The organism is uncultured Paraglaciecola sp., from assembly GCF_963977085.1.
Taxonomy (GTDB): domain Bacteria; phylum Pseudomonadota; class Gammaproteobacteria; order Enterobacterales; family Alteromonadaceae; genus Paraglaciecola.
In genome coordinates, this window is the sequence record NZ_CAXBNC010000001.1 from 86,372 (window position 1) to 109,614 (window position 23,243).

The following is a 23,243-nucleotide window of genomic DNA, read 5'->3' on the forward strand; positions in this document are numbered from 1 at the left end:
GCCTTATACTACTGTAGCAAACTTTGTCACATTTAAACGCTCGACAAGAGCTAAACACGCTTAATTAAACAATTCAAGCGTGATAGCGCATGGGCAGATTGAACTATTTCTAATACTAACTGGCTATTACAACAAACCACTCAAAAACATATTTTAAATTTCTTACAAGCGAAAGAGTAACTTTGTGGTTTTAGGTTATCAAATGCTGCCATTTTTTTATCGCTATAGGCGCTTTCGAAGGCCGTAATTCGTTGGTAATAGTCATCTAGAAGTTGTTGTTTTGTTTTGTCATCTAGGAATGAATATGTGATTGAATTGGCACCTAATTTAACCAATTCAGACCAAGATAAATTGAAATTTGTCACCGCTGTGTAGTATTCATCCGTCATGTTTGAGTCCCACATGCCGCGATCATCCGTTGAAAGCGCCACAGGTATACCTAAGCGTAAATATTCTGGGAATGGATGTTTAGCATAATCATCCACATACTCTAAAAGCAAATTACTAATAAGATTTATTTCAATCAAATATTGGCTGTTACGCATCAGTAATAGTGTGTCTGGGTCATCGATTAAATTTAGCCCATGACCAATCCGAGTGGCTCCTAGCAAAAGCGTATCGCGTATATGATAATTCGGCTCATCTGACTCCCCTGCATGAAGAGACAAATTCACACCATGATACTGATGTCTTAGCTCTCTCAGTGTGGGTAAAAAACGCAGAGGGTGGCCTTTGTCGTTGTCTTCTCGGCCCACAATATCAACCCCAACATACAGCGCTGAATGCGAGGTTACGAATCCATACATCCATTTAAGCCTATCTTCAGCATGGGTATTAAAACGGACGAACGCGTATTGCAGTCTGACAGTGACCCCTGTGGCTAAGGCATCTTTTTGTGCAAAACGGTCGAGGTATATTTGATACACCTCTTCACTGTCAAATGGGCTGCCATCTGGATGTACGAAGCCACGCACACCCGCGTCTGTTTCTAAGTAAGTTAAGCCTTCAGCACCAAACGCTTGCATGTTTTTGACAATTAGATTGGCCTGCATATAGGGATTAGACATCAAGGAATTTATACGAGCCCAGTGTCTTTGAAAAAACTCATCGCGGCCTTCGCTGGCGTTATCAATTCGAATACTATTCAACCATGCTCGTTTTTGCTCATCATTAAGGTCCTGTATTCGCAAGTACTCACCTTGTTCACAGCGATTGAGCTGATTATATTCATAGGCCTGAATATTGATGAAAAACATCAGGTAAGGTGAGCCAGAAAACTCGTTGGTACCGTAACCTCGGCAATTATTGATTTTTACTTTTGTATAATAGGTATAGCCTTTTTTTTCTTGGGCTAGGATTTCCTCATACCACCATTCAGACAAATTGGAGCCCGTTGAATGATTATGTAAATCACCACCCTTTGGCATGGCATATAAAAAGGTATAAAGCGCTTGCGCTGATGCAGTCTTTTTGAACACTACGAACTCATTATCAAAGGTACCTGCCTGAGCATAAGTACCTAAATTTACCCACAATAGGGTGAGTAAATAAACCATTTTCATAACAGCAACTCCAAGGGGGTAATCTTTAAATTAAAATTTTTACAGATAAACTATTTTGCTTCGTAAGGTAAGCTATTCTTGTATTCACTCCAATTTTTAACAATCATTTGGACAATAGTATTACCTACTACATAGGCCGCATCTTTAGCTGGAAAGCCACCATCGGGATAAGGCGCAGTAACACTCCAACTGGTTTCCTTGTCAGCTGGCGCCATTGTGTAGTTACTAACCGTTCTTAAGACCATCACTCGATTAGGATCAACTTTATTGATACGTGCTAGGCGCATTAATGAGGTTAACGTACCTGAATCTTCCATGTTACTGGTCATAAAGTTTGCTGAATCGCCTCCGTATAACTTTAGCCAATCATTTGCCCACTGATTTAAATATTTACCATGCCAATATTTACTCGCACTTAAGGTATCACCCATAGTGACAAAAGGCGGCTTTTGCGCATTTGGGTAGGTTTTGTATAGCGTTCTAAAGGCTTTAAGAGCGTCTGAGTCATCAATCTTTACATCTTTTGTCTGTGCATAAGCCCAATCAGCAAGCTGGCCATTTAAATCAAACGAGACAGTGTCTAACGTCCAACCCGTTGATATGTCTTCTGGTTTTTCAGCAGGTTCAGTCGCACCAAGAGGAATAATGCCGTAAGGCCATGATTTGGGAATTTCTCGTGCATCGATTTGATAAATTAAATCACCATCAACAACATGCTTAGCCCAAGCAGCAGTGCCTAATGACACATCTTCAGGATCACCACCTGCGATACCCGCGATTAACCAATATGATTTGCTCAAGTCGAAACGCGGGTCAAGGCCAAGGGCCATGATTGAAGCTGTTGCGTTAGGAATACCTCCTCCAACACATATGACTAACACACCATCTTCACTGAGATATAAATCGTATTCCCCCAAAGGAAAGTCCAATTTAGTCGAAAAGTTGCCGCGCTCTAGCCAGAGTTGCAATTCTCCTGCACCATCTCCCATTGCTTCCCCGTCTTCGTACATAGTAACTACAACCGTTTTGACAGGGATAGTGCCAGAAGACACGCCATCAGCAGCATGAGTACTAAAAGCGTTAAAAGACAGCAAAACAAAAACCGCAATTTTTGCACATTTTAGCAATGACATAAGTGGATACATCCATAGTGAGCAATAAAAGTTGACCAAAAGGTCAGCAAATTTTAGACCAAATCACACATAGTGCTAATTTTAGTTTGTTCACCGCCTTCAAACGCCCCAAAACAGGCAATTTGTTGGTAGAAACAGAGAAACAAACATAATCAAAAAAGTAGTGGTTATTTTTATTCATCATTCGTACTAGATTCAATTAAATGCAAATGCCCGTCTTTAGTGCATGTACTTCATAATTTCCAACTATGTTTCATAGAGCAGAATAATTTTTGCCACCACTTAATGCACAACTTCTTGTTTAAATCATCCCGGATACTTTTTCACCATACTTTTACGTTACTTTGTTTCTAAATAAAAGTATCTACAGTTTTAGGAGAAGATCATTATGCTATTCAAGATCGTCACTTTTGCTAACACTCAACTTTATCTTTAAAGACTTTATCGCAACGCTTCAATTGCTCTAATTAAGCATCTAAGTTTTGTTTATGTGATGAGCAACAAGCGTAAACAAATTTCAAATCGCACTTTTATTCCAAAGAGTTAGATTACAACTGGTACTGTGATAGTCGGGGGCGGTTAAGAGACTTGGCAAGGAATTTTTCCATTCAAGCGCCTTAACGTACGCTATCAATAAAAATGGTGGGGCTTTTTAGGGCGCTATCGCCATTAACAGGTTAACTTTGCAATATCGAAATAAAACAAATACTGTTAACCTCAATGTTTCAGACGAAACTAACTTCTCCAAGGATGAATGTAATATGTACGAAGTTCAATTGAAATTAGGCTCGATAAAATGCGGGGCGGTTGTTAACGGATATAGGGAAGGAGACATTCTTACACATATCAATGATGTTGATATTTCAAGTTATGATTCTGATTTTGATATCCGACAAGCGCTTGATAATGCGATTGAAAAAGCAGGGGATTTTATTCAAGTTGTTGTTGAACGCAATGGCCAACCATTTAGCCGTAAAGTAAAAAGCAAAAATCATGGATTTGCATTTAATATTGTTGATACTATCCAACGGAAAAAGTTAGAAGTTCAGGCCAAGCAAGAAGCAGAAAAAGTATCGAAATTTAAAGAAAGCAATCTAAACAAAACTGTCATTGTTAGTAGCGCATCTTTAAAGCAGTTTTACATATTTCAATTCTCCCCAAACAACCCAACAATAACTGATACACCTAAACAAATAAGTCTAGAAAAGAGTAATTCATTAGTTGAACTACTGTTATCTCGCAAAGATATAGAATTTGAAGTTCTTTTTGATAAGGTTCCAAACGCGCAAGCAAAAAATGCAGTAAAGCTTGCAAATAATAAGATGATTGCATCTGGATATATTAATTTATCAACACCTGAAAAAAGCGAACCTTTGCTTATTGAAGAAGCAAGTAAAAAAGAAGTGTTTCGCAAATATAAATTAAGTAATAGAACTGGTTTTGGCAGTGTATTTTTTCAACTTCTAATTTGGTGTGCATTAATTATTGTAACTTTGGGTATTGCTTTACCTTTCTTTTCTTATTACTTTTTAAAGCTATTAATAAATAATACTGAAATAGAAGAAGTAGAATTTCAGACTGAAAATTAACCTCACTTGTAGTAGCTTAAACTTTACCTAATACATTAAACTATCGGCCACCAAGGCAATAGTCACCGTCGTTAATACAATTACTGTTCGAGGAATTGCTTTTCAAATGTCAGCTAAAGGTTTCGGCCGCTAGGCATAACAAGCCCATGAATTTATGATTCGCAATGCTATCACTTTGATTGCAAGTAAAACAAAGATGCAACTATTACTCACCACTAACGGCGTGCTAATACTTACAAGGAGAAATGATGGATATTTCAGAAGCTATGGGTTTAATAGTTGGACTTATCGGTACTGGTATTGCTATATATCAATGGGCGGTTATCAACGAAAGTAAAAAAAGAAAAAATGAACTTCAGTATATCCTTGCAGGTATTAATGCTAGTGCAATTCAAAAACAGACTGCTTGGCAAAATCAGATTTCATTATTGCAACAACCAAAAACACCTGAAGAATGGAGGATTGCCCAGCTATGTGTGAGAGCAAGAGATGATGTTACCGAGATAGGTAACTTAACTAGTGCTCTTGAGGGAACAATAGACACAGAAAATTCAGCAATAGTTTCGATGATGGACAAGCACAAGAAAATTGTTGAAAAAGCCAAAGAACTACATGAGTCGGCAGGTATCCCACAAAAGCTCGAAAGCCAAGAAAATGTACCTGAAAAGCCCTGACAAGCGCAGGTTACGGGACTAATTTTCAAGAAGTAGTGTCAGATTTAGTCGGAACTAATACAATTTACCTTGTTAACACCAAGCGACTTTGTTTAATGGCACCTGTGTGCCATTAGCAGAAATAGAAATGGGTTTTCGTGACAGGCAGCTCTGAGCCTAATACCGGACAGTCGAGTCATTCTTTAATAAGTGATAGCAAATGCGATATTACTGACTTAAGCGATGCCGACTTTCAACCAAGAAATAACAGATTTGCGTGAAACTATTATTTAAATTGACTGCGTATTTAAATTGACTGCGACCCCAATTATTACAAAAATTTTGGTGCGCTACAGACCCCTTTCCACATTCTAAATATGAGTTTTCAAAGAATTCATGTTTTTGGCGCTGTTCGCTAAATTTTACGTGGTATTCGTAAACAGTGAGAACCACTTACAACTGGGAATAATGTGTTACAACTGACATTTAATAAATTAGCTTATTTCATTAGTTTCAGTTAGTTATTGATAAGCGGTACTTTTTTGTGCAATATCAAGTTTTTATCAATCTTGAATAGAACGGAATCGGCCATTGAAAAAGATAAACTTGGACGTAGTTATAGGCTCACCTGAATGTGAAGTAGATATGCAGTTTGGGCTTGACATTCTAAAGGGCACATCGGATGTAGTAAGTCTTATAACTGAAGCCATCCTTGCAGGTGAAATCCCAGCGTCAGGAAGGAGAACTCACAGAAGCAACGACGTTAGAACTAAACTCAAACAATCCTTTAGAAGTTCATTTGGACAGCGTTTCTCTATCGAAATATCTAAGCCTGAACTGAAACAAAAATTAAGAAGGATGGGAGATCTAGTATTTTTAGAGGTACTTTCATATTTCATCTTAGAAGCACTTTATTTAGATTCAGGTAATTTATCAGATGAAGCTTCAGCTGTGCTTGATGACATAGGAGATCTTTCGGACAACTTGTTTAAACGAGTTAAGCGGCCTTTGATTGAAATGCATCAAATTTCAAAATATTACCAATACGATTTAAAACTCAGATATAAAAGAAGAGGAGAGGATGAACATAAACAACTTGTATGTTTAACTGAAGATACTTCAAAAAAACTAACTGAAACTCATGTGGATGAAGACATTTTCACTATTGAAGCCGTTATTATCAGATATCATTCTAAGACCGGAAACGGAAGATTGCACATTAGGGGTGGGAGCCAATTTTATTCATTTGGATTTGCCTCACTTTTAAGTGTTGCTAAAAGATTAGTTAGGCAAAAACTTTCAGGAAACTTACATATTAATAATCTTGTAGAGCCAGAAAAAGGAACTTTTATAAAGTTGAGGGTTAAAAGAATTGCTTTACCTACAGGAGATACCGTGAAGTTTCTAGTGGTGGGTTTACTAGATGACGTCTAAAAAAATAGTATTATTTGCATTTCTAATTCTCGCATTCACTTGGGGAGCGTATTGGTATAACTTCGGCTATCTTCAGAGCCAAGGAATATCAAAAACGGCAAATGAATGGGCTTTATTAGGCGACTTTCTCGGAGGTGTGCTAAACCCAATACTAACATTTTTGACCATTTTAATATTAATAAAGTCTTTAACTTTACAAAAAAACGAGAATAACAAAACTAAAAAATTTGAAAAAATAAGATCTTTTGAGCTTCATTTTTTCAATATGATAGATTCTCAAAAAGTTCTTTTTAACAACTTAAAGTTGAAATTTGATGCCGGTGATGTGGCTGTCATTAAGACCGCTGGGGCTGCCGTAATAAGTATCGAAGATATTGTGATTCACCTAAAGGATAACGGGAAGAAAAATGAGGATATCAAGGTGGCATTAGAATCACTTGATAATGACGATAGTATTTATTCTGCGACTAGAACATTTGCTATTATTGCTAAATTAGTTCAAAAAAAGTTATCAGATCAGAACGGATTTACTAATGAGGATCGAAAAGAGTATTACGAAGTTTTATTAAATTTCACCGATTATTCTTTAATACGATTAATATTAATAACAATGAAATACTTTGACAACGCGCAAGTAACAGCATTGCGAGAAAATATAGAATTTTTAGAAACGTTAAAATCAGCTGGGATCGAAGAATACGCCCGCGAAATTTAACATCTTCTCAATGTGTTGATTTAAGAAATAGAGCTATTGAGCCTATTATTTATCTCCTTATTACGTTTTTACTTTAGTGTAACTTAGAGGTTTTCTTTTGATAGTTAAACGCTATTAAATGAAAAATTAAAGCTATCAACCACCGCAATTAGGTAACTCATTTGATTAACTTTGTGTGTATAAATATCTGTCGTCTTACCATGCTGTAGCTTATGTCCTACAACTTCTTGTATGTGGTGTAGGTTAGGATAAACATTTCTCACTTTTGTAATAAAGCTATGCCTAAAACTGTGAAATGTTCTGGTATTTCCATATTCATCATGGCTAGCAACTTTGCAATTATTCATAAACCTAGAAAACCAGCCAGTTACAGCACGAGACTCAACCCCTTCAAATATTTTGCCTTCCTTTTCGTTAATCCAATCCATAAAACCTAAGTCCAAAACATTACTATGAATAGGTATTCTCCTAATCGAGTTAGCATTCTTAACATTTTGGTCAGTACCTAACGACCTAACAAGAAAAAAGGCCTTTGAGTTTTTGAGTCGAGTTGAATGTCTTCTCGCCTAAGCTGACATATTTCTCCCCTTCTCATTCCGTGATACATAGCGATAAGGGTTACCCATTTTTGCCATGACTTTTCGGGCTTCATGACCTCCTGTTGCATTAACCTCAACTCACAATCATCAAAATAACCTCTGGTTGCTGGCTTAAAGTCACGCTTAATAGTGCAGGGATTTTTCTCAATGTAGCCAATCTCTTCATCACACGCATAAGCAAAAACACTTTTAAGCCACTTATAAATAGCCCCTACTGATTTCCTAGAAACCTTATCGGACTCATCATTAACTTTGCATTTAACTCTTTGTTTCCATGTCATGCGGTTGTATGGAGATTTATTAGCTACAGGAAGCTGAAAACATCGGTCAATCGCTTGGCCTATTTCTCTAGTGGTGTATTGGTCTATTGGTTTATCTTTAACCAAATTAAGCCATATTTCCAAGTTGCGCTCATACCCTTCCAGCCCTTTTAAACTGGCCTTGCTACGCAATATGGACTCTTTGGCTACTTGTGAAAACTTGGGCTTTAAGGGTCGCTTTTTTGCTGGTGGACTTACAGAGGGCAGCACTCCATTTAAACTCACATCCCTTTGGAAACCGATGTATGCAAATGAGATTAACGCAGCATTTATTTTTTGTTTAATTGTGAGCAGGAATTTTGATAATTGATTAGCCCTTAATCTAGAAATAACTAGAGAATTGGCTAAAAGTGATTTGATTTGTGACCTGATATGAACGGCTATATCCAAAGAATCAGTCTTAAGACTTATCCAAACTTGTTTATTTTGAATAGTTAAACGCAGATAGTAGCGTCGATTACGACAATATAGATGGGAAAAATTGGCTACAGCAAGCATAAGCATTCCTTACTTCACTGTAGCAATTTTTGTAGCACTTCATTCTTCAATTCGAATAAAATTCCACATAAACCTTTAGAATCAAAGGCTTGAAATTAGTTGGAGTTGGCCGATAAGCCGGGTTCTGTGAAGCTTGTTCGAAAACAAACAGCGACAATCATTCATCTAGGCCAGCAATCGCTCACTGGCTCCAGCAACACACCCGATCTCAACGTGGGCCACGCCATACGAGATCCTATTTGGTCTTGCTCCGGGTGGAGTTTACCTTGCCGTATACTGTTGCCAGCAACGCGGTGCGCTCTTACCGCACCCTTTCACCCTTACCGGCGCTTGCGCGCTTAGGCGGTCTTCTCTCTGCTGCACTTGTCGTCGGCTCGCGCCGCCCAGGCGTTACCTGGCACCCTGCCCTATGGAGCCCGGACTTTCCTCCCTTCAGAAATTCACGAATGAAAACTGAACGACGATTGTCTGGCCAACTCCGCGGCGGATTTTACGCAGGTTATAGATGAGTTACAATCACAAAACCAAAACTATTAGTTGTAGTAATAATTGAGATCGTTAATGAAGTTTATGCCACAAACGTTTGTCATTTAAGGGGGCGGTTTTGGGTAGAAAAGGATTGGATAATTTATGCATAACCCTAGAGCTTAATTTTCCTTTAGACAAGGCCTCTTGATGTGCTGGGTAGTTATAAAAAAGTTTGTCAAAACTACCGTCGTCAATCGCTTGGTTTAAACCATATTCCAATCTCTGGGCTAAAGCTTTATTGTCTTTTTGCACAAAAAAGTACATGGCAGCGGGGTAATAAAGTAGATGTTTGTTTTCAACTACTAGATTGTCAAATCGATATTTTTGCATTTCTGCCCAAGGCTCTAAAATGGATCTAGGAAAATAATCGTAGTGTCCTTTGCTTACACCTTTATACAAACTATTGTGCCAATCTGACGTTTCAACTTTAAAACCGTTTGCCAGAAGGACATCTGTGTCCACCCAATCTATTCCTTGAATTGCAACCATATTCTTAATCTGCTGTGTACTGATAATCTGTGTTAGTGCCTGTTGCTTAGTATCTTGAATTACCATGACTCGGTAACCAATAAGTCCTTTTAATACGGGTATCATAATAGGTAACAAGTCTCGTTCCCTTTGTTCTGATGTGATGGCCCACATCACATCAAGTTTGCCACTATTGAGACTCATCAGTTTGCGTTGATACACCATAGAAGTGCCAAAAGATTGTAAAGAGGCAGGACCAAATTTATGTTGTGCTTTTTCAATGGCTAATTTTAGCAAAGCTACATAATAGGTTTTTTGTTGATCTCTATCGGATCTTGAATTGACATGTTTAATGATGTCGATAGCAGAATGACTACTAGTAGAGGTTAATAACAAAACCCAAACTAAACACAGCGTTACATAAATTTTTTTTACAACAAAGGTCACAAAAAACATCGGGCTAAGATCTGGAATATTGGCTGCATGGACATTCCCGAATTAAGTAAATGATTTGTTAACAACAATATATGACTAGAAATCCATTTGCACAAGGACCTCTAGGCAAGCTTCCTAAATCAGATATATGCGAGAATCGAAAAAAGGTAGCTTTATTTCACAGCATAGTCATCATGTTTACAGCAGCCTAGGTTGCCAAAACGGGCAAAAGATTATCTTAAGGTTTCGCCATAAATTAGCCTATTCAGAAGGCATATTTTAACGTGTTTAAAAAGGTAAAAAATTAAATGAATAATCCAATATGGTTTGTGTCACTGCTTGTTCACCAAAGTTAATTAGGCGTATTCTATTGAGCAACTTATTCTCAACTTCTGCCGAATTTAACTCACTAAAAACCAATTTCACTGTGGACACCGAGCCATCGGGTTCAATCTGCAAATTAACAGTTAACTTGCCTTGTAAACTCGGATCAGAGCGCAAGGCTTTGCGATAAATAGCATAAATCGCCCCTTTGTTTGCATCCAATACTCTTCGAATTGACTCGGTCTCTCGACTGCCTAAAACCGTATCCTCGGTAACAGCTTGTTTAGCCGCCAATGAAGCAAGACCTTCATTTGGTGCAACATATTCAGTGTTCTTGCGCCCTGCTAACTCTCCCCGTGAGCCGATATTAGTAGTTAATTGACTGGTATCGACACCGCCACTACTACCGGCCACCTTTTTGCCAATAAACTTACGCTGAGTTTGGTTACTTGCTCCGGCACCTTTTATGGTGTCAGTATCAGCTAAATTATTTAGACTGGCATTGTCTCGCATACTGGCTAAGTCATCTTGAAAGGCCAACAAGCCAGATTGTTTAGCTTTAGTTTTAGCCTGTTCGGTAATTTCTGCTTGAGTGGGCACTTTAACCTTGACCGGCTTTGGAGGTTCTTCTTTAACCTCTTTTGGTTCTACCTTTTTAGGCTCTGCAGCTTTAGGCTTGTCGACCTTTGGAGGGACTTCGGTTGGTACAGGTTTGGGCTCAACAGGCTGAGGCTCCGGAATGGGAAAGGGTTTGGGAGGTTCCACTTTTTTGGGAGTCATTAAACGCGTCAATTGTGCAGGTACTTTTTCTTTTTCAGCCCGTGGCCGTTCAGGTAAGTCTTGCCATTTCACTAGTGCCGCAAAAACCAAAGTCAATAACAAAATAATAGCGGTGATGGTTTTAAAACGTTTGTTTTCGAGCTCACTTGATGACCAAGGTAATACCGTTATAAATGCATTTGCCTCTAACATTTTACTGCTAGTAGTAGCAGTGTTCACATTCATGCTCGCGGTGTTCATAGGGCTTCACCCTGGGCGTTCATATCATCAACCACTGCTCTTTCACCTTGGGGCACCGCAGGCTCTTGTCCAGCAACGGCTAAAGAGATATTGGTAAAACCTGCTTGGGCACAGGTCTGCATAATGCGTTTCAGCAAGGTATAGGGAATATCCTTATCGCCCATAATGGTAATGGCTCTTTCGATATCGTTACCTTCAGCGTCTTTTTCAGCACTGTTACTTGTTCGATTAACTTGGTAAGCCAGTTCGGTTGCAAGAGCTGGGATAATGTCTTCACTTTGACTCAAAATAGTTTGAACATCGGCTAATTTTTGCCCTTGTAGAATGAGCTCATTATTGTTGACCATCAAAATCAAGGTTTCTTTGGCTGCTTGTTGTGCTGTGGATTCGGGTAATTCAACACTTTTACTGTTCTGTAATACTTGTACTTCTGATGCATTCACCATCAAGAAAAACACTAATATTGTAAAAATATCCATTAATGAAACTAAACTCAGTTTTGAGTCTTTTGCCATACGCTTGTGGTGACGTGCCATACGCAGGGATCTTGCGGATTGTTTCATTTTGCACTCCCTGTAGATTCATCTGAAGCCGCGGCATTAGTCTTGATGGGTGCATCGCCTAAAGAAATTTCAGGGAAAAGTTCAGCGTCCACCACAGATGCGATTAAGACTTCTTGGTATGAACGTGTGGTATCCATAAGTGCCACAATGACTTGATAAGGAATGTCTTCTTCTAATAACAGTGTGGCCGCTTTTTTATCGATATTTTTATTTATCAAAGTTTGTTTTATTTGTCTAAGCACCAGTTGTAAAGCCGCATAATCGTAACCTTGCTCGGTCACTGCTATGTCTTTTACGAGATAACCTTGAGGGTAATAAACCGCAATATGATTTGCTCTGACCACCAGCTCTAAACGTTGATCTTTTACATCGATATTTTGTTCATTGGCCTCACCAAGCTGTGGCAACGCCAGCTCTAATACGGTTATCCGTGAGAACACCATCATCATTAATAATACTGGCACCAGTACTATCATCAAATTCATAAAAGAAGTGATATCTAATTCAGCTTCCTTTTTGATTTTTCGACTACTACGACCGAATTTTGCTCTACCCGCCATATCCAATTCCTATGCTTAAACTCAGAATAATCTGTTGCTTAAAATTACTGATTATTATCTGTAGAACGAGATTTGGTATTCAGGTCATGTCGGGCAATTAGCGCGTTTAAACACTTCACTCCAGCCATTTCCATACTGTCGATTATTTCAGTGGTTTTAGTTTGTAATACTGAGTGGAAAACTAAAAGAGGGATGGCCGCAATCAATCCAAAAGCAGTGGTATTCATTGCCACAGAGATACTCTGAGATAACAAACTGGCCTTTTCAGATGGATCTGCAGTGGCCACAGCAGAGAAGGCTGCAATCAAACCAATAATAGTCCCCAGCAAACCTAACAAAGTGGAGATATTTGCCAGAGTCGCTAAATAAGCAGTACGCTTTTCTAGCCTAGGCGTAGTTTCCATCAACCCTTCCTCCATCGCATATTCGATATCTTCACGCCTTTGGCTATGATTCAAACGAGCCAAACCTGATCCAATTATACGGCTAATGGGTGACGTATCAGTACTGGCAAAACTTAACACTGCGGTGTAATCATGTTTGTTAAGTAGTGGCTCCATTTGTTTAAAGGCTTTTTTATTGACACTTTTAGAAAAGCTTAAAAACAAATAACGCTCGATTGCGATAGCCAAACCTATTGCCAAAACAATCGCAATGGGGAACATAAACGCACCGCCCTCTTGAAAAAACCGTACTACTACTTCAAAAAAATTCATCATTAACTCCTACTATCTAATCTATTCACTGTATCTTTTCGCCTCTACCCTTTAGGTATGAGCCTTAAGGTTGGGGTATGTTTTTATTGTTTAACATTTGAATTTGAAGCTTCAGTTCATCTCGTTGTAGCGGCACAAACTTCTTATTAATGCGTTCAACAATTGGACTAGGCAAAGCCTGTTTGGTTTTAGGCGATTGCCAAGGCACAATAGTTAATACTTTGGGTTGCTCTTGGTTACCGCGAATTGTCTCTTGTAACTCAATCACAGTAGGCTCTTGAGCAATAACACTAGTAGCCCATAAACCTATTGGCAGTGCGAAACATAGTGTAGTGAAATACCCTATTACGTTAGTCATCACATCCCTCCTGATTGCGCATTTTGTGTGGCGCTTTTTATTTGTCGCTGCAAATCCATTATCCAACCTGTTAGTTGCCGTGAATCATCATTAGACAAGACCTTATAAAGTTCAAAATCTGCCAAGGCCAAAGATTTTTCCCCCATATATAGGTCATATAATATGCCTCGGTTAAAATACGCGGCAGCAAAAGCAGGCCAACTTTTAAGGGCCAATTCATAGTGGCTTTGGGCCTGTTGAAACTGTCCTTGTTGCCGCAATACCAAGGCTAATTCATTGTGAGCCTGATAATTGAGGGGGTTAACCGCAACAGCGTTATTCAGATATTTCGACATCTCTTTAAGCTGTATTGCGATGTCATCTTTGTTGAGTTCCTTGGCCAACAAGGCAAGTTGCAACCATATTCCTGAAAAATCTGGGTACTGTTGCGACAAGGCAAGCAATTGCTGCTGGGCTTGGGAGAAATCACCTTGTTTTTTCAGGGATAAAGCAGCGTCAAATTGCCTTAAGGTCTGAGTATCAACTATATGTTCACTTGCCTGTGTTTGATATAAATTAGGCTGTGCCTGTAACGCTTTTGCCTGAGTTTGTAATGGTGTTAACACCTCAGTCGTCACCTCTGCAGTCTTGCTGTTTGCTTCGATTTCATTGACAGTAAACAAAGTACTACAACTGTTCAAAAGGGCCAGACTTAACACTGAAAATACAACTACATTAGTAAATTTCATCAGTGAACTCCGCGCTTTTTTCTTGTTTGTTATACCTGCCAGGCAGTAATTTTTCTAAGGCGCTAAAACTTTTTTGAACCCACTCATCATAACTACCTTGCCAACTTCGTTTGGCATTGGTTTCATGAATATCGATAGCTTTTTCTTCAAATGGATACGCCTGCTCTTCAAGTAACAAATCATATTGTTCAAGCTCCAAAGCGTTGAGGTTCTTAGGTTTACTGGATGCCATTAAATCTTTGGCGAGTTGATGATATATATCCGCAATACTAAAATTCGCAGAGGTACTGAATTCCTCCACTTTATAACTCAAGGTTTTATTGTAGGCGTCAAGTGCGGCAGTTAATGCCGCTTTTTTCTTGGCTAAGCTGGCTTTTAAAGGTTGAGTGAGTTTAATTTTTTTATAGGCAGACAACTTGTCATCTGCAAATACATTGGATGCCAGGGCCGCCAGATAACGAGTACGATCATCTCGCTGAATATCCGCTGACTTTTGTGCTTGAAGATCTGCCTGAATCAATTTATTTAACCAAAAACGACGTTTGCTGTGCTCATTACTGGCTAGGTAGAACTCACTCATAATAAATCGAGCTTCGTTAGCTTCAGCAAAAGGTGTGGCATAGCTATGAGCATAGGTGCGATAAGCATCTAATGCCTGACCCCTGTTACCTATTTTGTGCAAATACTGCGCCGCGACATACAAAGCTTGCCTTGCCTCTTCAGATTCAGGATTGGCTTGGTGTAACAGCAACAATTCATCAGCAGCTAGTTGCCAGTTTTCATTTTGCTGGTAGGCCAATATCAATTGTTGTTGGATGTTTTCGGTGAGTGTGTTGGTTGGAAAACGTCGTCTAAAATCTACAAATAATTCGATACCCTGTTGCCATTCTTGCATCTGCAATAGATAGGTTGCCGCATCATATTGGGCGTTAACACGAATAGCCGACTCTGGTGTTTTCGCCAACACCCTTAAAAAATCATTCACCGCTAGGGGTAAATAGTTGTTTTTAACATTCAGCTCGCCTTGTTTGTAAATACTCGCCGCGAGTCGATCCCGTATATCAAGGCGGCGAGGATCATTAACGGGCAATAATTGTGTAATTTTTTCGTAGGTGCTTTCGCTAAGTGAATATTGCTGTAAGGCAAATTGACTGTGCCCTATGACTAAATAACTGGCTAATGTTTTGTCAGCATCAACCTTAGGTTGCCAAACCAACAATGTCTGTGCGGATATCATGGCTGCGTCATAACGTTTTAAGGTAAATAACTGTTGCATGCTGCTATACAGAATATCGCTGGCCCTTGGGTCATCAGCAAAAGTAGCCACAAAATTTTCTTGCGCAATAAGTTGTTTATCCAACCAGCTGTTATCTAGCCCATTGTCTTGTTTGAGTTCAGTATCTAATTGAATTTTTTGGTAAGCCAAAATCGCAGCATAAGCCGCTTCTGCCGCTTTGGGATGCATAGCGGTGATATGGGTATTAGGCTGTAAATGTTGATAAGCATAGTCCTCGAATGCTTTGATAGAGTCAGAGTATTGTTGCGCTTCAAATAAGGATTCCCCCAAACTATAAGTTGCTTCAGGAGCCTGGGGATCTTTAGGAAAAGTCAAAATAAATTGCTGATACCACTTTGAAGCCAACAAAAACGCTTGCGTGGCTTGTGTTTTTAGCTCTTCAGGGGTAGCAGTATCTTTGTCTAACGTATTAGGAGTAGGAGTGGCGATTTGACTCGCGCTGGCTAACATCTGTCCAAGACTATGCTCATATTGTGCAAGTTCTTGTAGATACTCTTTCAAAAAAGGGGCAACTTGCTCTTGCAACACTATGGGCCAATTAGGCCAATACTGGCCCGCAATACCATAACGGGTCACAAAATGTTGTTTAGCAGGTAACACCAAGGTAGGGAATTTCCCCAAAATGTAAGCGTCAATTTGCTTCACTGCAAAAATGGGCGCCTGAAAATGCTCCCCATGGCGCTCAGTAAAAGCTTGGTAGGCTTTAGCACTGTCATGATATCTGTCTTGATTTAGATAGTTCTGCGCCAATGCGTCGTATAACACATATTCATAGTGCCTACTGTTAACCTGAGCGAAATGCGCAGCGATACTTTGAGCAGGATTGGCCTCTTGGTTACTTTGATAGGCAAGCTGGCTGTCTTGATAAGAAAACAATAAACTCATGATACGGATTGTATCTGTGACCAAACGTTTTTCACCTACAGGTAACTGCTCAATTTGCCCTTGGCTGTCGACTTGAGACAGCATAGATTGAGCAACTATGTCATTAGGTAGTTTATGATCAAGCAAGGTAGTAAAGGCTTTTAACGCTTCCCCTTGTTGTTCATTTTTAAAATAACTCCAACCCAACATATAGGCCGCAGTACCGTAATAAGGATTTTGTTCACCTTGGAGCAATACCTTGCTATAGGCACTAATAGCTTGGGCATAATTGTCTTGATTGAACTCTAGTTCACCTATTCTAAAATGGATTTCTGCTAAGTAGTCATTGTCTGGAAATTGCTGTAACAAGCGCTGCAAGGTATCAAAGCTAGCCTGCATTTGCCCTTGCTGTTCGTAAGCTTTAGCAAGTTGGTAGAGTACTTCTACATTGTCTGGGTTTTGCGGGTGATCCAGTAACAGCTGTTGATATTGTGCTATGGCTAAATCAAATAACTTTTGCGGATTTTGTTCAGGCTGGTTAGCACTATTGAGTGGCGATTCTATTGGTAGTCCATTTTCTTGTTTTTGCTCTGCTAACAAGACTTCTAAATCAGCCAACCTATACTGAACGATTTGTTTAGTATCAGGATCACCAACCATTTCAAGCAAGGTTTTGTATGCATCACGCATAGTAATGGTTTCAGGCTGCTCTAGAGGCGTATGATCAAGCGGTAGTGGCTCAAAATAGAGGTCTCCAAGTGTGGGTTTACTGATCGATTGTTGAGCTTTTGGGACCGACTCACCAGAAAACATGCCACAACCAGACAAAAGCAACACCAGAACTATCAGGCAATAAAGACTAAGACCTGTTCTCATAACTGGCCTCCCTCGATTTGCGGTTCATCATCTGGTTTTTCTGTACTGTTATTGTCTTTTTGCAAAGCTTGATCACTCAACCTCACCATGGCTAATTGCCCTTGCAAAATATAGTGTGTCACCTTTTGTTTTTGCTCTTGGATAGACGCATTAAAGATGTCAGACAACTGACTAATCAGTGCATCTTGTAGATCTTTACTTTTAGCGATTTCAGTATTAATCCGCTGCGCCAAGTTGCTGACTCTAAGTCTTTGTTCAGCAAAATCTGGCTGCACCGCCAATTGTGCTAATAATTGTTGCTGTCGCTGCTGGGTTTCAATGATTGCATTATCAAGTTGATTCAAGGCTTTCTGCGCTTGCCATTGATTAGCAGCATAGGCTTCGCTTGCTTGCCAAATCAAGCGCCCCGATACCCGTTTTAAACGTTGTTGATAACTCTCAGCTAATGGTGCTTGACCTAGCTGTTGTTTGAGCCGAGAAATACTCTCTAGACTTTTTTCAGCTCGTGCCACTCTGCTCACCCATTGTTGACTTTGCAGCGGCATAAACACTTGTCCGTCACGCTGTTGTTGGGCTGTTGCAACCACCTTGGCTAGCCCCTCACGCTGGGTTTGTAATTCTGCCAATTGTTCCAAAGTGCGATTTTGCAAAATATGTTTAGCGCGATTGATTCGCTCTGCTTGCCTTTCATCTAGCATCAAATGATAGTGCTGCATACGTTGTTGCCAATTTTGCAATTGCTGTTGTATGTCTCGGTTTTGCTGCAAGGCCGACAGCCCAGCCCTAAACTCACTGCTGACTGTGACACTGCTAAATAGCCCACTGTTATTAAAAGACTGCTGATTATCCTCGGAGGCTAGGTTCACGCCTTCCCCGGGATCAAGATAGGTTTTTGTATTGGGCAGTAAATCTAATATAAATTGACGCTGATTAACCTGTTGCTCAGCTTGCGTTAGGTCAGTTAAAGCCTGCTCAAAACGCGCCATACCTAACTGCAATACTTGTAAGGATTGCCTCGGCGCAAAAGCCTTTTCATAGGCGTAAGCACTGGCTAAATAGGCTTCTAAGGTGTACTCATTATTTAGCGGCATTAAAATCAGTCGTTGCCAGACAGCCAAAGCGGTTTGTAACTCATCCTTTTTAGCTGCTGCCCAGCCATACCCCAGTATTGCAGCCTCTGCGTCTAAGCCATAGGTACGAATATTTTCAAATACTCTAAAGGCCTCGTGAGGTGCATCGTTTTGCAACAGAGTATAGCCAAGTGTGAGGTTTGCTCGATCTCTAATAGCATCGCGTTCATCGGTAATACTCTGTTCATCGTTATCATTAAATATTGGATCCGCCCAGCCCATCCAGCGGCGCACAAAGCCTTTGTCGTTTTTTGCTAAAGTAGATAAACGACTAATGGCTTGCTGGTTTTCTCCTTGTTGCAATAAAGCTAAGGCTTGATTGTATTGCACATAATGGCGATAAATTGAATTCTCTGATAATTGTTCTAACCATTGGATGTCGGTTCCTGATGGAGCTTGAGTCAATAAAAAACCATGGAGTTGCGACTGCATATATAACCAGTTGTCGCGAATAGGCAGGTCAAAATATTCAGCGGCATCGTCTGCAGAAATTTTCTGAAAGGCGTTGGCTGCATCCTCAAACTGGCGCTTCTGATAATAGGTTTTACCCAGTAATAACCAAGCATAAGCCGTCACTTCTGGTGCAGTATTGTTTTTCAACAAGCGTAAAAAAATCTCAGAAGCTTGATTGTCTAATCCATAAGCTAAACTCATTCCGCCTTTAAGCAGTTCAGGTTCGACTGAGTTTGCACTCAAAAAATCTGGGATCTGGGTCAAACCATTGGGAAATTTTTGTTCCAAAATCGCCATTTGGGTCAAGGCTAAAGCAAAATTTCCCTGATAGTATTCATACAGAACCTGCTGATACGCTTTTTGTAACTGCACAGAATTAGGCTCAGAGACTTGTTGGGCATTCACCTGGGTGTTTACCAGCAATACAAAGCAACAAGTTAAGGCATTGATGCACTTCAACATATTAAAGTTCAGCCGCCTCAAAAATAGGCTGTTGTTTAACGCTAGAATCAATAATGCTTATTTCCAAGGATTTGGCATCAGCGGTTTTTGTAAAACTGAGACTGGTGGCTCGTTTGTACTCTCTATTTTGTGGCCCTTTACCAATAAAAAATGCACTCAGTTGATGTTCTCCTTGCGCCAGATTATCCATATGTAATTTTTGCACCCCACCTTTAAACAAAGCTTGCACTTGTTTTTCGGTATACAGATGATAAGTCACGACTTTGTCGTCAATCTGCAACTCAACTGCATCTAAATTAAAGTAAGTGCCTACATCCATAGAGAGATACACCACAACTTGAGTGCTTGATGGAAACAGTAAATCTTCTTCTAGCACAAACAGGTCTCGGTTTAACGAAACCACTTCTTTTCGTAGTTGTTGTAATTGTTCAGCTACAGTGTTGTTTTCTGTCTGCGTACTTTGTTGAGCACTTAGGTTAAAACTGATGCTTAAGATAAGGCCAACAAGTAAAAACATAGGCCATTGAGCCATAGTTAACTTTGATGCTTTTTCTGAATAAAATCTCATAGTAGTAGACTTCCTGTAGGCCTTGTTAAATCAATAGCGCTAATAAAAAATGGACAGGTACAAACGTGTGATATTGGCCGAAAATTCATAAAAAGGTTCTTCCCCCACCGCAGTGTCAACAACTAGCACATTCCTAAAGTCGTCATAGTCAAAATTCACATGATCAAAATCTAAGTTAACAGTGCTTTTCTTGAAAAAATTAGTGGCAGAAAACTGAAATTCATAGGTCACACTCAGACCTAAAGACAAGTTATTAAAGGTACTCATTTCTTTATCCCGAGCACGGAAATTAAATTCAGCACTGCGGTTATATAAATCCTGATAAAAGTCGGCCTTGTCTTGCTGGTAATGTCGGGCCCTTAACTCCACAATCCAGTCTTCACCAAACGTATGGATATAACCTAATTTATAGGTATTAGCTTGAATGCCCCACGAATCGGAAAACACTTTTGCTTCACCGTAAATAGACGCCCGATATGGCAGGTAATAATTAGCCGTCACAGCGGCGGCATTACTTCTGCGGGTGTTAGGGTACACCTCGGTTTCAAAACTATAACCACGGGCACTAGTTGCATCTAAAAATCGTACCGACCGATAAGGGTTATTCAAATAGCCTTGATCAGAGATGTTCTCTACGCTCAAGCCAAGTATCATATTTTTAGTTATGACCTGAGTGATCCCCAATTGATAATTTTGTCGTTCAGCTAATTCTAAAAAACTGTCATCACCGGTTTTGCCCACTTCATCATTACCTTTGGAATAACCTAAAGTTAAAGTGGTGAGGTCGCCAAAAAAGTCCTGACTCACACCAAAATGTATCGACTCTGCTTCAAAGTCGTTTTCAGAACTAGTAGTGTAGTTCAGGCTCATTAAGGTTTTATTGTGAAGGAAATCAACACCCACACTATTTTCTGTGCGTTCTTCTGAATAAGGACTGGCCGTTGCTAATACATCTATAGATGCGCCAGAAATGGTATCAACATAATAATTTGCCGATACAGAAACCTGGTTTCCGATTTTTTTTCGCAATAAGATTGAAGGGCCATCAATTGAGATGCCACCACCTTGGTAGGAGTGATACATCGCATCAGAACGGTCTTGTGGCAACACCGCCCCATTAGCCTGCCAAACAAACACTCCAAGGATCAGGCAGGCAACAACTAATCGAAGCATCAATTTTCGCACTGTACCATGAGGACTCTTCATTTTTTGCCTAATTACAGCCACAACCGCCCCCAGCGCCACCTTCAGCGCCTCTTGCACCTTCACGTGCTTGATACACATGTTGGGTATATGACATAGACACAGGATTACGATTCATACTCATAATTGGGTCGGCTAAGTTGTCACGCTCATAAGGTTTTACCCAAGGTTCAAAAGTGCTGCTGCAACCACTCGCCAAGCCTAAAACTACAACAGTCAATAAGCAGCGCATTTTATTGTAATTCATTGACTTCACTGCTTACTCCCGAAGTAACGCTTTAACAGCTTGTTGGTATTTAATTTCATCGCCACTTTTATAACCTTGGTGCAATAAGCGCTGATTACCGTCGCGGTCAACTATCACAGTAGTGGGCATAGCCTGTACATCATATAACTTGCTTACTTGGTCGTTGGCATCAAATAACACCGGAAAAGTCACCGCAATATCCTTTAGCAAACTATCCGCTTTGGACGGCTCTTCATCTACATTGACCGCCAAAATGGTAAAACCCAAATCGGCATATTGCTGTTGCAAGGCTTCTAAATAGGGTAATTCTTCACGGCATGGCGCACACCAAGAGGCCCAAAAGTTAATTAAAACCACATTGCCGAGTTGTTCTTGCAAACGCACATTACCGTCATGCTTACTCGCCAAAGTAAAGTCTGGTGCAGGGCCTTTATTAGCTGCGGCAAAGAGATTAAAAGAGACAAACAAAAAGCCAAAATAGAGCATTACTATCCCCACATATCCCGATGTTTTAGCACCAGTAGCGGGACGAGTTTTTTTAACAGATAACGGCATAAATAAATCTCTTAATAAGTAAATAACTGTTTAAAAAAAGAAAGTGGCACCTAGGCCATATTCAATATTATGGGTGGTTTTCTCTTCACCAATTAACTCTGAGTTAAATAGGTGATCTTTCATATTTATATGTAACGCAAAATAATCAGTCAGTAACAATCGGTAACCGGCTCCTAAGCTCAAGGTAAAGCGTTCGTCGCCGCCAAACTCAGTGCTACCGGCACCTAAGGTGAAATAGGTAGCAGAATTAAACACCCATCGGTCGCTGAAGAAGGTTTCACCATTGAGGTTGTAACCTAAAGACACGTTGTAATAACGGTAATCTCGCTCTTCTTCAGTTAAAAACGGAGCGCCACCACTGAGTACTTCAAAACTGGTTTGTCCCGCTTCTGCCTGCCCATAAGTGGCTTCAACAAAAAAATCTTCATTGATGTGATAAGCAGCTCGCGCGCCCACAACCATACTCGATGAAAAATCTTCTACACTGATCACTCCTACTAACAGACCAAACTCAAAATTTTCAGAATCTATATTCGCTTCGTTGATGTCTCTGCGTTCAACACTAGGCTCGATAACACTTTGCTGCGTTTCTTGTTGTGCAAACGAAGATAAACTGATTACTGTGCTCAGCAGTGCTAGAAAAAAACTGCGAATCCCAATTTCCATTGTTCTAAATCCTCGTTTTCATCTATGTCGGTTAAAGCCTGAAGGTGTTGATATTCAAGCTTTAGTATAAAATTTTGCGCCATGTAATAACGCAGCCCTAATCCTGCAGCCAATAAATCACTGGTACGGGTTTCATCACCACTTTGTACTAGATTAGCTCTAGGTGTGGTGCGAATTTTCCCTGCACCTAAAGTGACATAAGGCGACAAGCGCCAATCTGGAAAAGTGGTGTGCTGTAAGCGTATTAAAAACAACTGATTTTCAGATAAATCCCCTAAGGCTTGGGTCACAGTTATACCTGCTATTAGATTTTCAGTTGCCACCCAATCAGCAAATACTGTCATTGCAGGCACACCTTCAAAGGATCCACCTAACGCCCCAAATTCAAAATCACGCTCAGAAAATAACTCAAATGAGCCATCTGCCAGCCTTACAGACTCACCGCTACTGCTTTGAGTCAGGTGCAGTGCTTCTTGTTTGATCCACCCTTGCACACCTTTATTGGTTTCGACTTTAAACCAATTAGTACGACGCTTTAGCACGGTAATCCATTCATTTTTTGCCGCTACATGAATAACAGGAAACCCACCAGCGGGTCCTGAATGTAGTTCAATATAAGGCTCTACAATCTGCACTTGTATGTTTTCATCAGCTAAAACCTGGCTTGTTATCAATACCAAAATCCAGCAAATAATGGGTGCCTGTTTTATGAAATGATA

23 protein-coding genes and 1 other RNA gene are annotated in these 23,243 nt (G+C 39.9%); 4 read left to right on the forward strand and 20 right to left on the reverse strand.

The features are described from left to right. Positions 1 to 140: 140 nt before the first annotated feature. On the reverse strand, positions 141 to 1,562 hold the full coding sequence (locus AAC000_RS00320; RefSeq protein WP_339719031.1) for an adenosine deaminase: 1,422 nt from the start codon (positions 1,560 to 1,562) through the stop codon (positions 141 to 143). 50 nt (positions 1,563 to 1,612) lie between these two features. After that, the gene (locus tag AAC000_RS00325; RefSeq protein WP_339719033.1) at positions 1,613 to 2,695 is read right to left on the reverse strand and encodes a purine nucleoside permease; all 1,083 of its coding nucleotides are present in this window, start codon (positions 2,693 to 2,695) and stop codon (positions 1,613 to 1,615) included. Between the two features lie 761 nt (positions 2,696 to 3,456). On the opposite strand from AAC000_RS00325, the gene AAC000_RS00330 reads away from it, so the two are divergent. The 4 genes from AAC000_RS00330 (at position 3,457) to AAC000_RS00345 (ending at position 7,086) form a co-directional block, all read left to right on the forward strand. After that, positions 3,457 to 4,284, forward strand: a complete 828-nt coding sequence (locus AAC000_RS00330; protein ID WP_339719035.1) for a hypothetical protein — start codon at positions 3,457 to 3,459, stop codon at positions 4,282 to 4,284. Positions 4,285 to 4,532: 248 nt separating this feature from the next. After that, positions 4,533 to 4,958 carry a hypothetical protein gene (locus AAC000_RS00335; protein WP_339719037.1) on the forward strand — a complete coding sequence of 142 codons (426 nt, stop codon included), beginning with the start codon at positions 4,533 to 4,535 and terminating at the stop codon, positions 4,956 to 4,958. Between the two features lie 570 nt (positions 4,959 to 5,528). Next, a complete protein-coding gene (locus AAC000_RS00340) occupies positions 5,529 to 6,371 on the forward strand; it encodes a hypothetical protein (RefSeq protein ID WP_339719039.1) in 843 nt (280 codons plus the stop codon). Then, the gene (locus AAC000_RS00345; protein WP_339719041.1) at positions 6,361 to 7,086 is read left to right on the forward strand and encodes a hypothetical protein; all 726 of its coding nucleotides are present in this window, start codon (positions 6,361 to 6,363) and stop codon (positions 7,084 to 7,086) included. The genes AAC000_RS00340 and AAC000_RS00345 overlap by 11 nt, the downstream gene beginning before the upstream one ends. A 104-nt stretch (positions 7,087 to 7,190) precedes the next feature. Here the strand turns inward: AAC000_RS00345 and AAC000_RS00350 are convergent, their stop codons facing one another. The 18 genes from AAC000_RS00350 to AAC000_RS00435 form a co-directional block, all read right to left on the reverse strand. Then, entirely contained in the window at positions 7,191 to 7,514 is a 324-nt protein-coding gene (locus tag AAC000_RS00350; RefSeq protein WP_339719042.1) for a tyrosine-type recombinase/integrase, read from the reverse strand. Positions 7,515 to 7,591: 77 nt separating this feature from the next. Next, complete coding sequence (locus tag AAC000_RS00355; protein WP_339719043.1) at positions 7,592 to 8,503, reverse strand: hypothetical protein; 912 nt, start codon at positions 8,501 to 8,503, stop codon at positions 7,592 to 7,594. 97 nt (positions 8,504 to 8,600) lie between these two features. Further along, positions 8,601 to 8,983: RNase P RNA component class A (gene rnpB / locus AAC000_RS00360), an RNA gene on the reverse strand. Between the two features lie 78 nt (positions 8,984 to 9,061). Continuing rightward, positions 9,062 to 9,946, reverse strand: a complete 885-nt coding sequence (locus tag AAC000_RS00365; RefSeq protein WP_339719045.1) for a hypothetical protein — start codon at positions 9,944 to 9,946, stop codon at positions 9,062 to 9,064. A gap of 276 nt (positions 9,947 to 10,222) precedes the next feature. Further along, entirely contained in the window at positions 10,223 to 11,278 is a 1,056-nt protein-coding gene (locus AAC000_RS00370) for an AgmX/PglI C-terminal domain-containing protein (protein ID WP_339719047.1), read from the reverse strand. Next, positions 11,275 to 11,841: a biopolymer transporter ExbD gene (locus AAC000_RS00375; protein ID WP_339719048.1), complete on the reverse strand. Its 567-nt coding sequence runs from the start codon at positions 11,839 to 11,841 to the stop codon at positions 11,275 to 11,277. Before AAC000_RS00375 ends, AAC000_RS00370 begins: the two co-directional genes overlap by 4 nt. Then, the gene (locus AAC000_RS00380) at positions 11,838 to 12,401 is read right to left on the reverse strand and encodes a biopolymer transporter ExbD (protein WP_339719049.1); all 564 of its coding nucleotides are present in this window, start codon (positions 12,399 to 12,401) and stop codon (positions 11,838 to 11,840) included. Before AAC000_RS00380 ends, AAC000_RS00375 begins: the two co-directional genes overlap by 4 nt. A 44-nt stretch (positions 12,402 to 12,445) precedes the next feature. Next, the gene (locus AAC000_RS00385; protein ID WP_339719802.1) at positions 12,446 to 13,117 is read right to left on the reverse strand and encodes a MotA/TolQ/ExbB proton channel family protein; all 672 of its coding nucleotides are present in this window, start codon (positions 13,115 to 13,117) and stop codon (positions 12,446 to 12,448) included. A 64-nt stretch (positions 13,118 to 13,181) separates the two neighbouring features. Next, entirely contained in the window at positions 13,182 to 13,475 is a 294-nt protein-coding gene (locus AAC000_RS00390; protein WP_339719050.1) for a hypothetical protein, read from the reverse strand. Then, positions 13,475 to 14,203: a tetratricopeptide repeat protein gene (locus AAC000_RS00395; protein WP_339719051.1), complete on the reverse strand. Its 729-nt coding sequence runs from the start codon at positions 14,201 to 14,203 to the stop codon at positions 13,475 to 13,477. The genes AAC000_RS00390 and AAC000_RS00395 overlap by 1 nt, the downstream gene beginning before the upstream one ends. Beyond that, a complete protein-coding gene (locus AAC000_RS00400; protein ID WP_339719053.1) occupies positions 14,190 to 17,240 on the reverse strand; it encodes a tetratricopeptide repeat protein in 3,051 nt (1,016 codons plus the stop codon). The genes AAC000_RS00395 and AAC000_RS00400 overlap by 14 nt, the downstream gene beginning before the upstream one ends. Further along, positions 17,237 to 19,285, reverse strand: coding sequence for a tetratricopeptide repeat protein (locus AAC000_RS00405; protein ID WP_339719055.1), 2,049 nt, complete (start codon positions 19,283 to 19,285; stop codon positions 17,237 to 17,239). The genes AAC000_RS00400 and AAC000_RS00405 overlap by 4 nt, the downstream gene beginning before the upstream one ends. Before the next feature lies 1 nt (position 19,286). Then, the gene (locus AAC000_RS00410) at positions 19,287 to 19,853 is read right to left on the reverse strand and encodes a hypothetical protein (protein WP_339719057.1); all 567 of its coding nucleotides are present in this window, start codon (positions 19,851 to 19,853) and stop codon (positions 19,287 to 19,289) included. Positions 19,854 to 19,892: 39 nt separating this feature from the next. After that, entirely contained in the window at positions 19,893 to 21,059 is a 1,167-nt protein-coding gene (locus AAC000_RS00415) for a DUF3570 domain-containing protein (protein WP_339719059.1), read from the reverse strand. Positions 21,060 to 21,066: 7 nt separating this feature from the next. After that, positions 21,067 to 21,303, reverse strand: a complete 237-nt coding sequence (locus AAC000_RS00420) for a DUF4266 domain-containing protein (protein ID WP_339719061.1) — start codon at positions 21,301 to 21,303, stop codon at positions 21,067 to 21,069. Positions 21,304 to 21,315: 12 nt separating this feature from the next. After that, a complete protein-coding gene (locus AAC000_RS00425; RefSeq protein ID WP_339719063.1) occupies positions 21,316 to 21,858 on the reverse strand; it encodes a TlpA disulfide reductase family protein in 543 nt (180 codons plus the stop codon). Positions 21,859 to 21,888: 30 nt separating this feature from the next. Further along, complete coding sequence (locus AAC000_RS00430; protein ID WP_339719065.1) at positions 21,889 to 22,524, reverse strand: outer membrane beta-barrel domain-containing protein; 636 nt, start codon at positions 22,522 to 22,524, stop codon at positions 21,889 to 21,891. After that, positions 22,494 to 23,198: an SH3 domain-containing protein gene (locus AAC000_RS00435; protein WP_339719067.1), complete on the reverse strand. Its 705-nt coding sequence runs from the start codon at positions 23,196 to 23,198 to the stop codon at positions 22,494 to 22,496. Before AAC000_RS00435 ends, AAC000_RS00430 begins: the two co-directional genes overlap by 31 nt. Between the last annotated feature and the right edge of the window lie 45 nt (positions 23,199 to 23,243).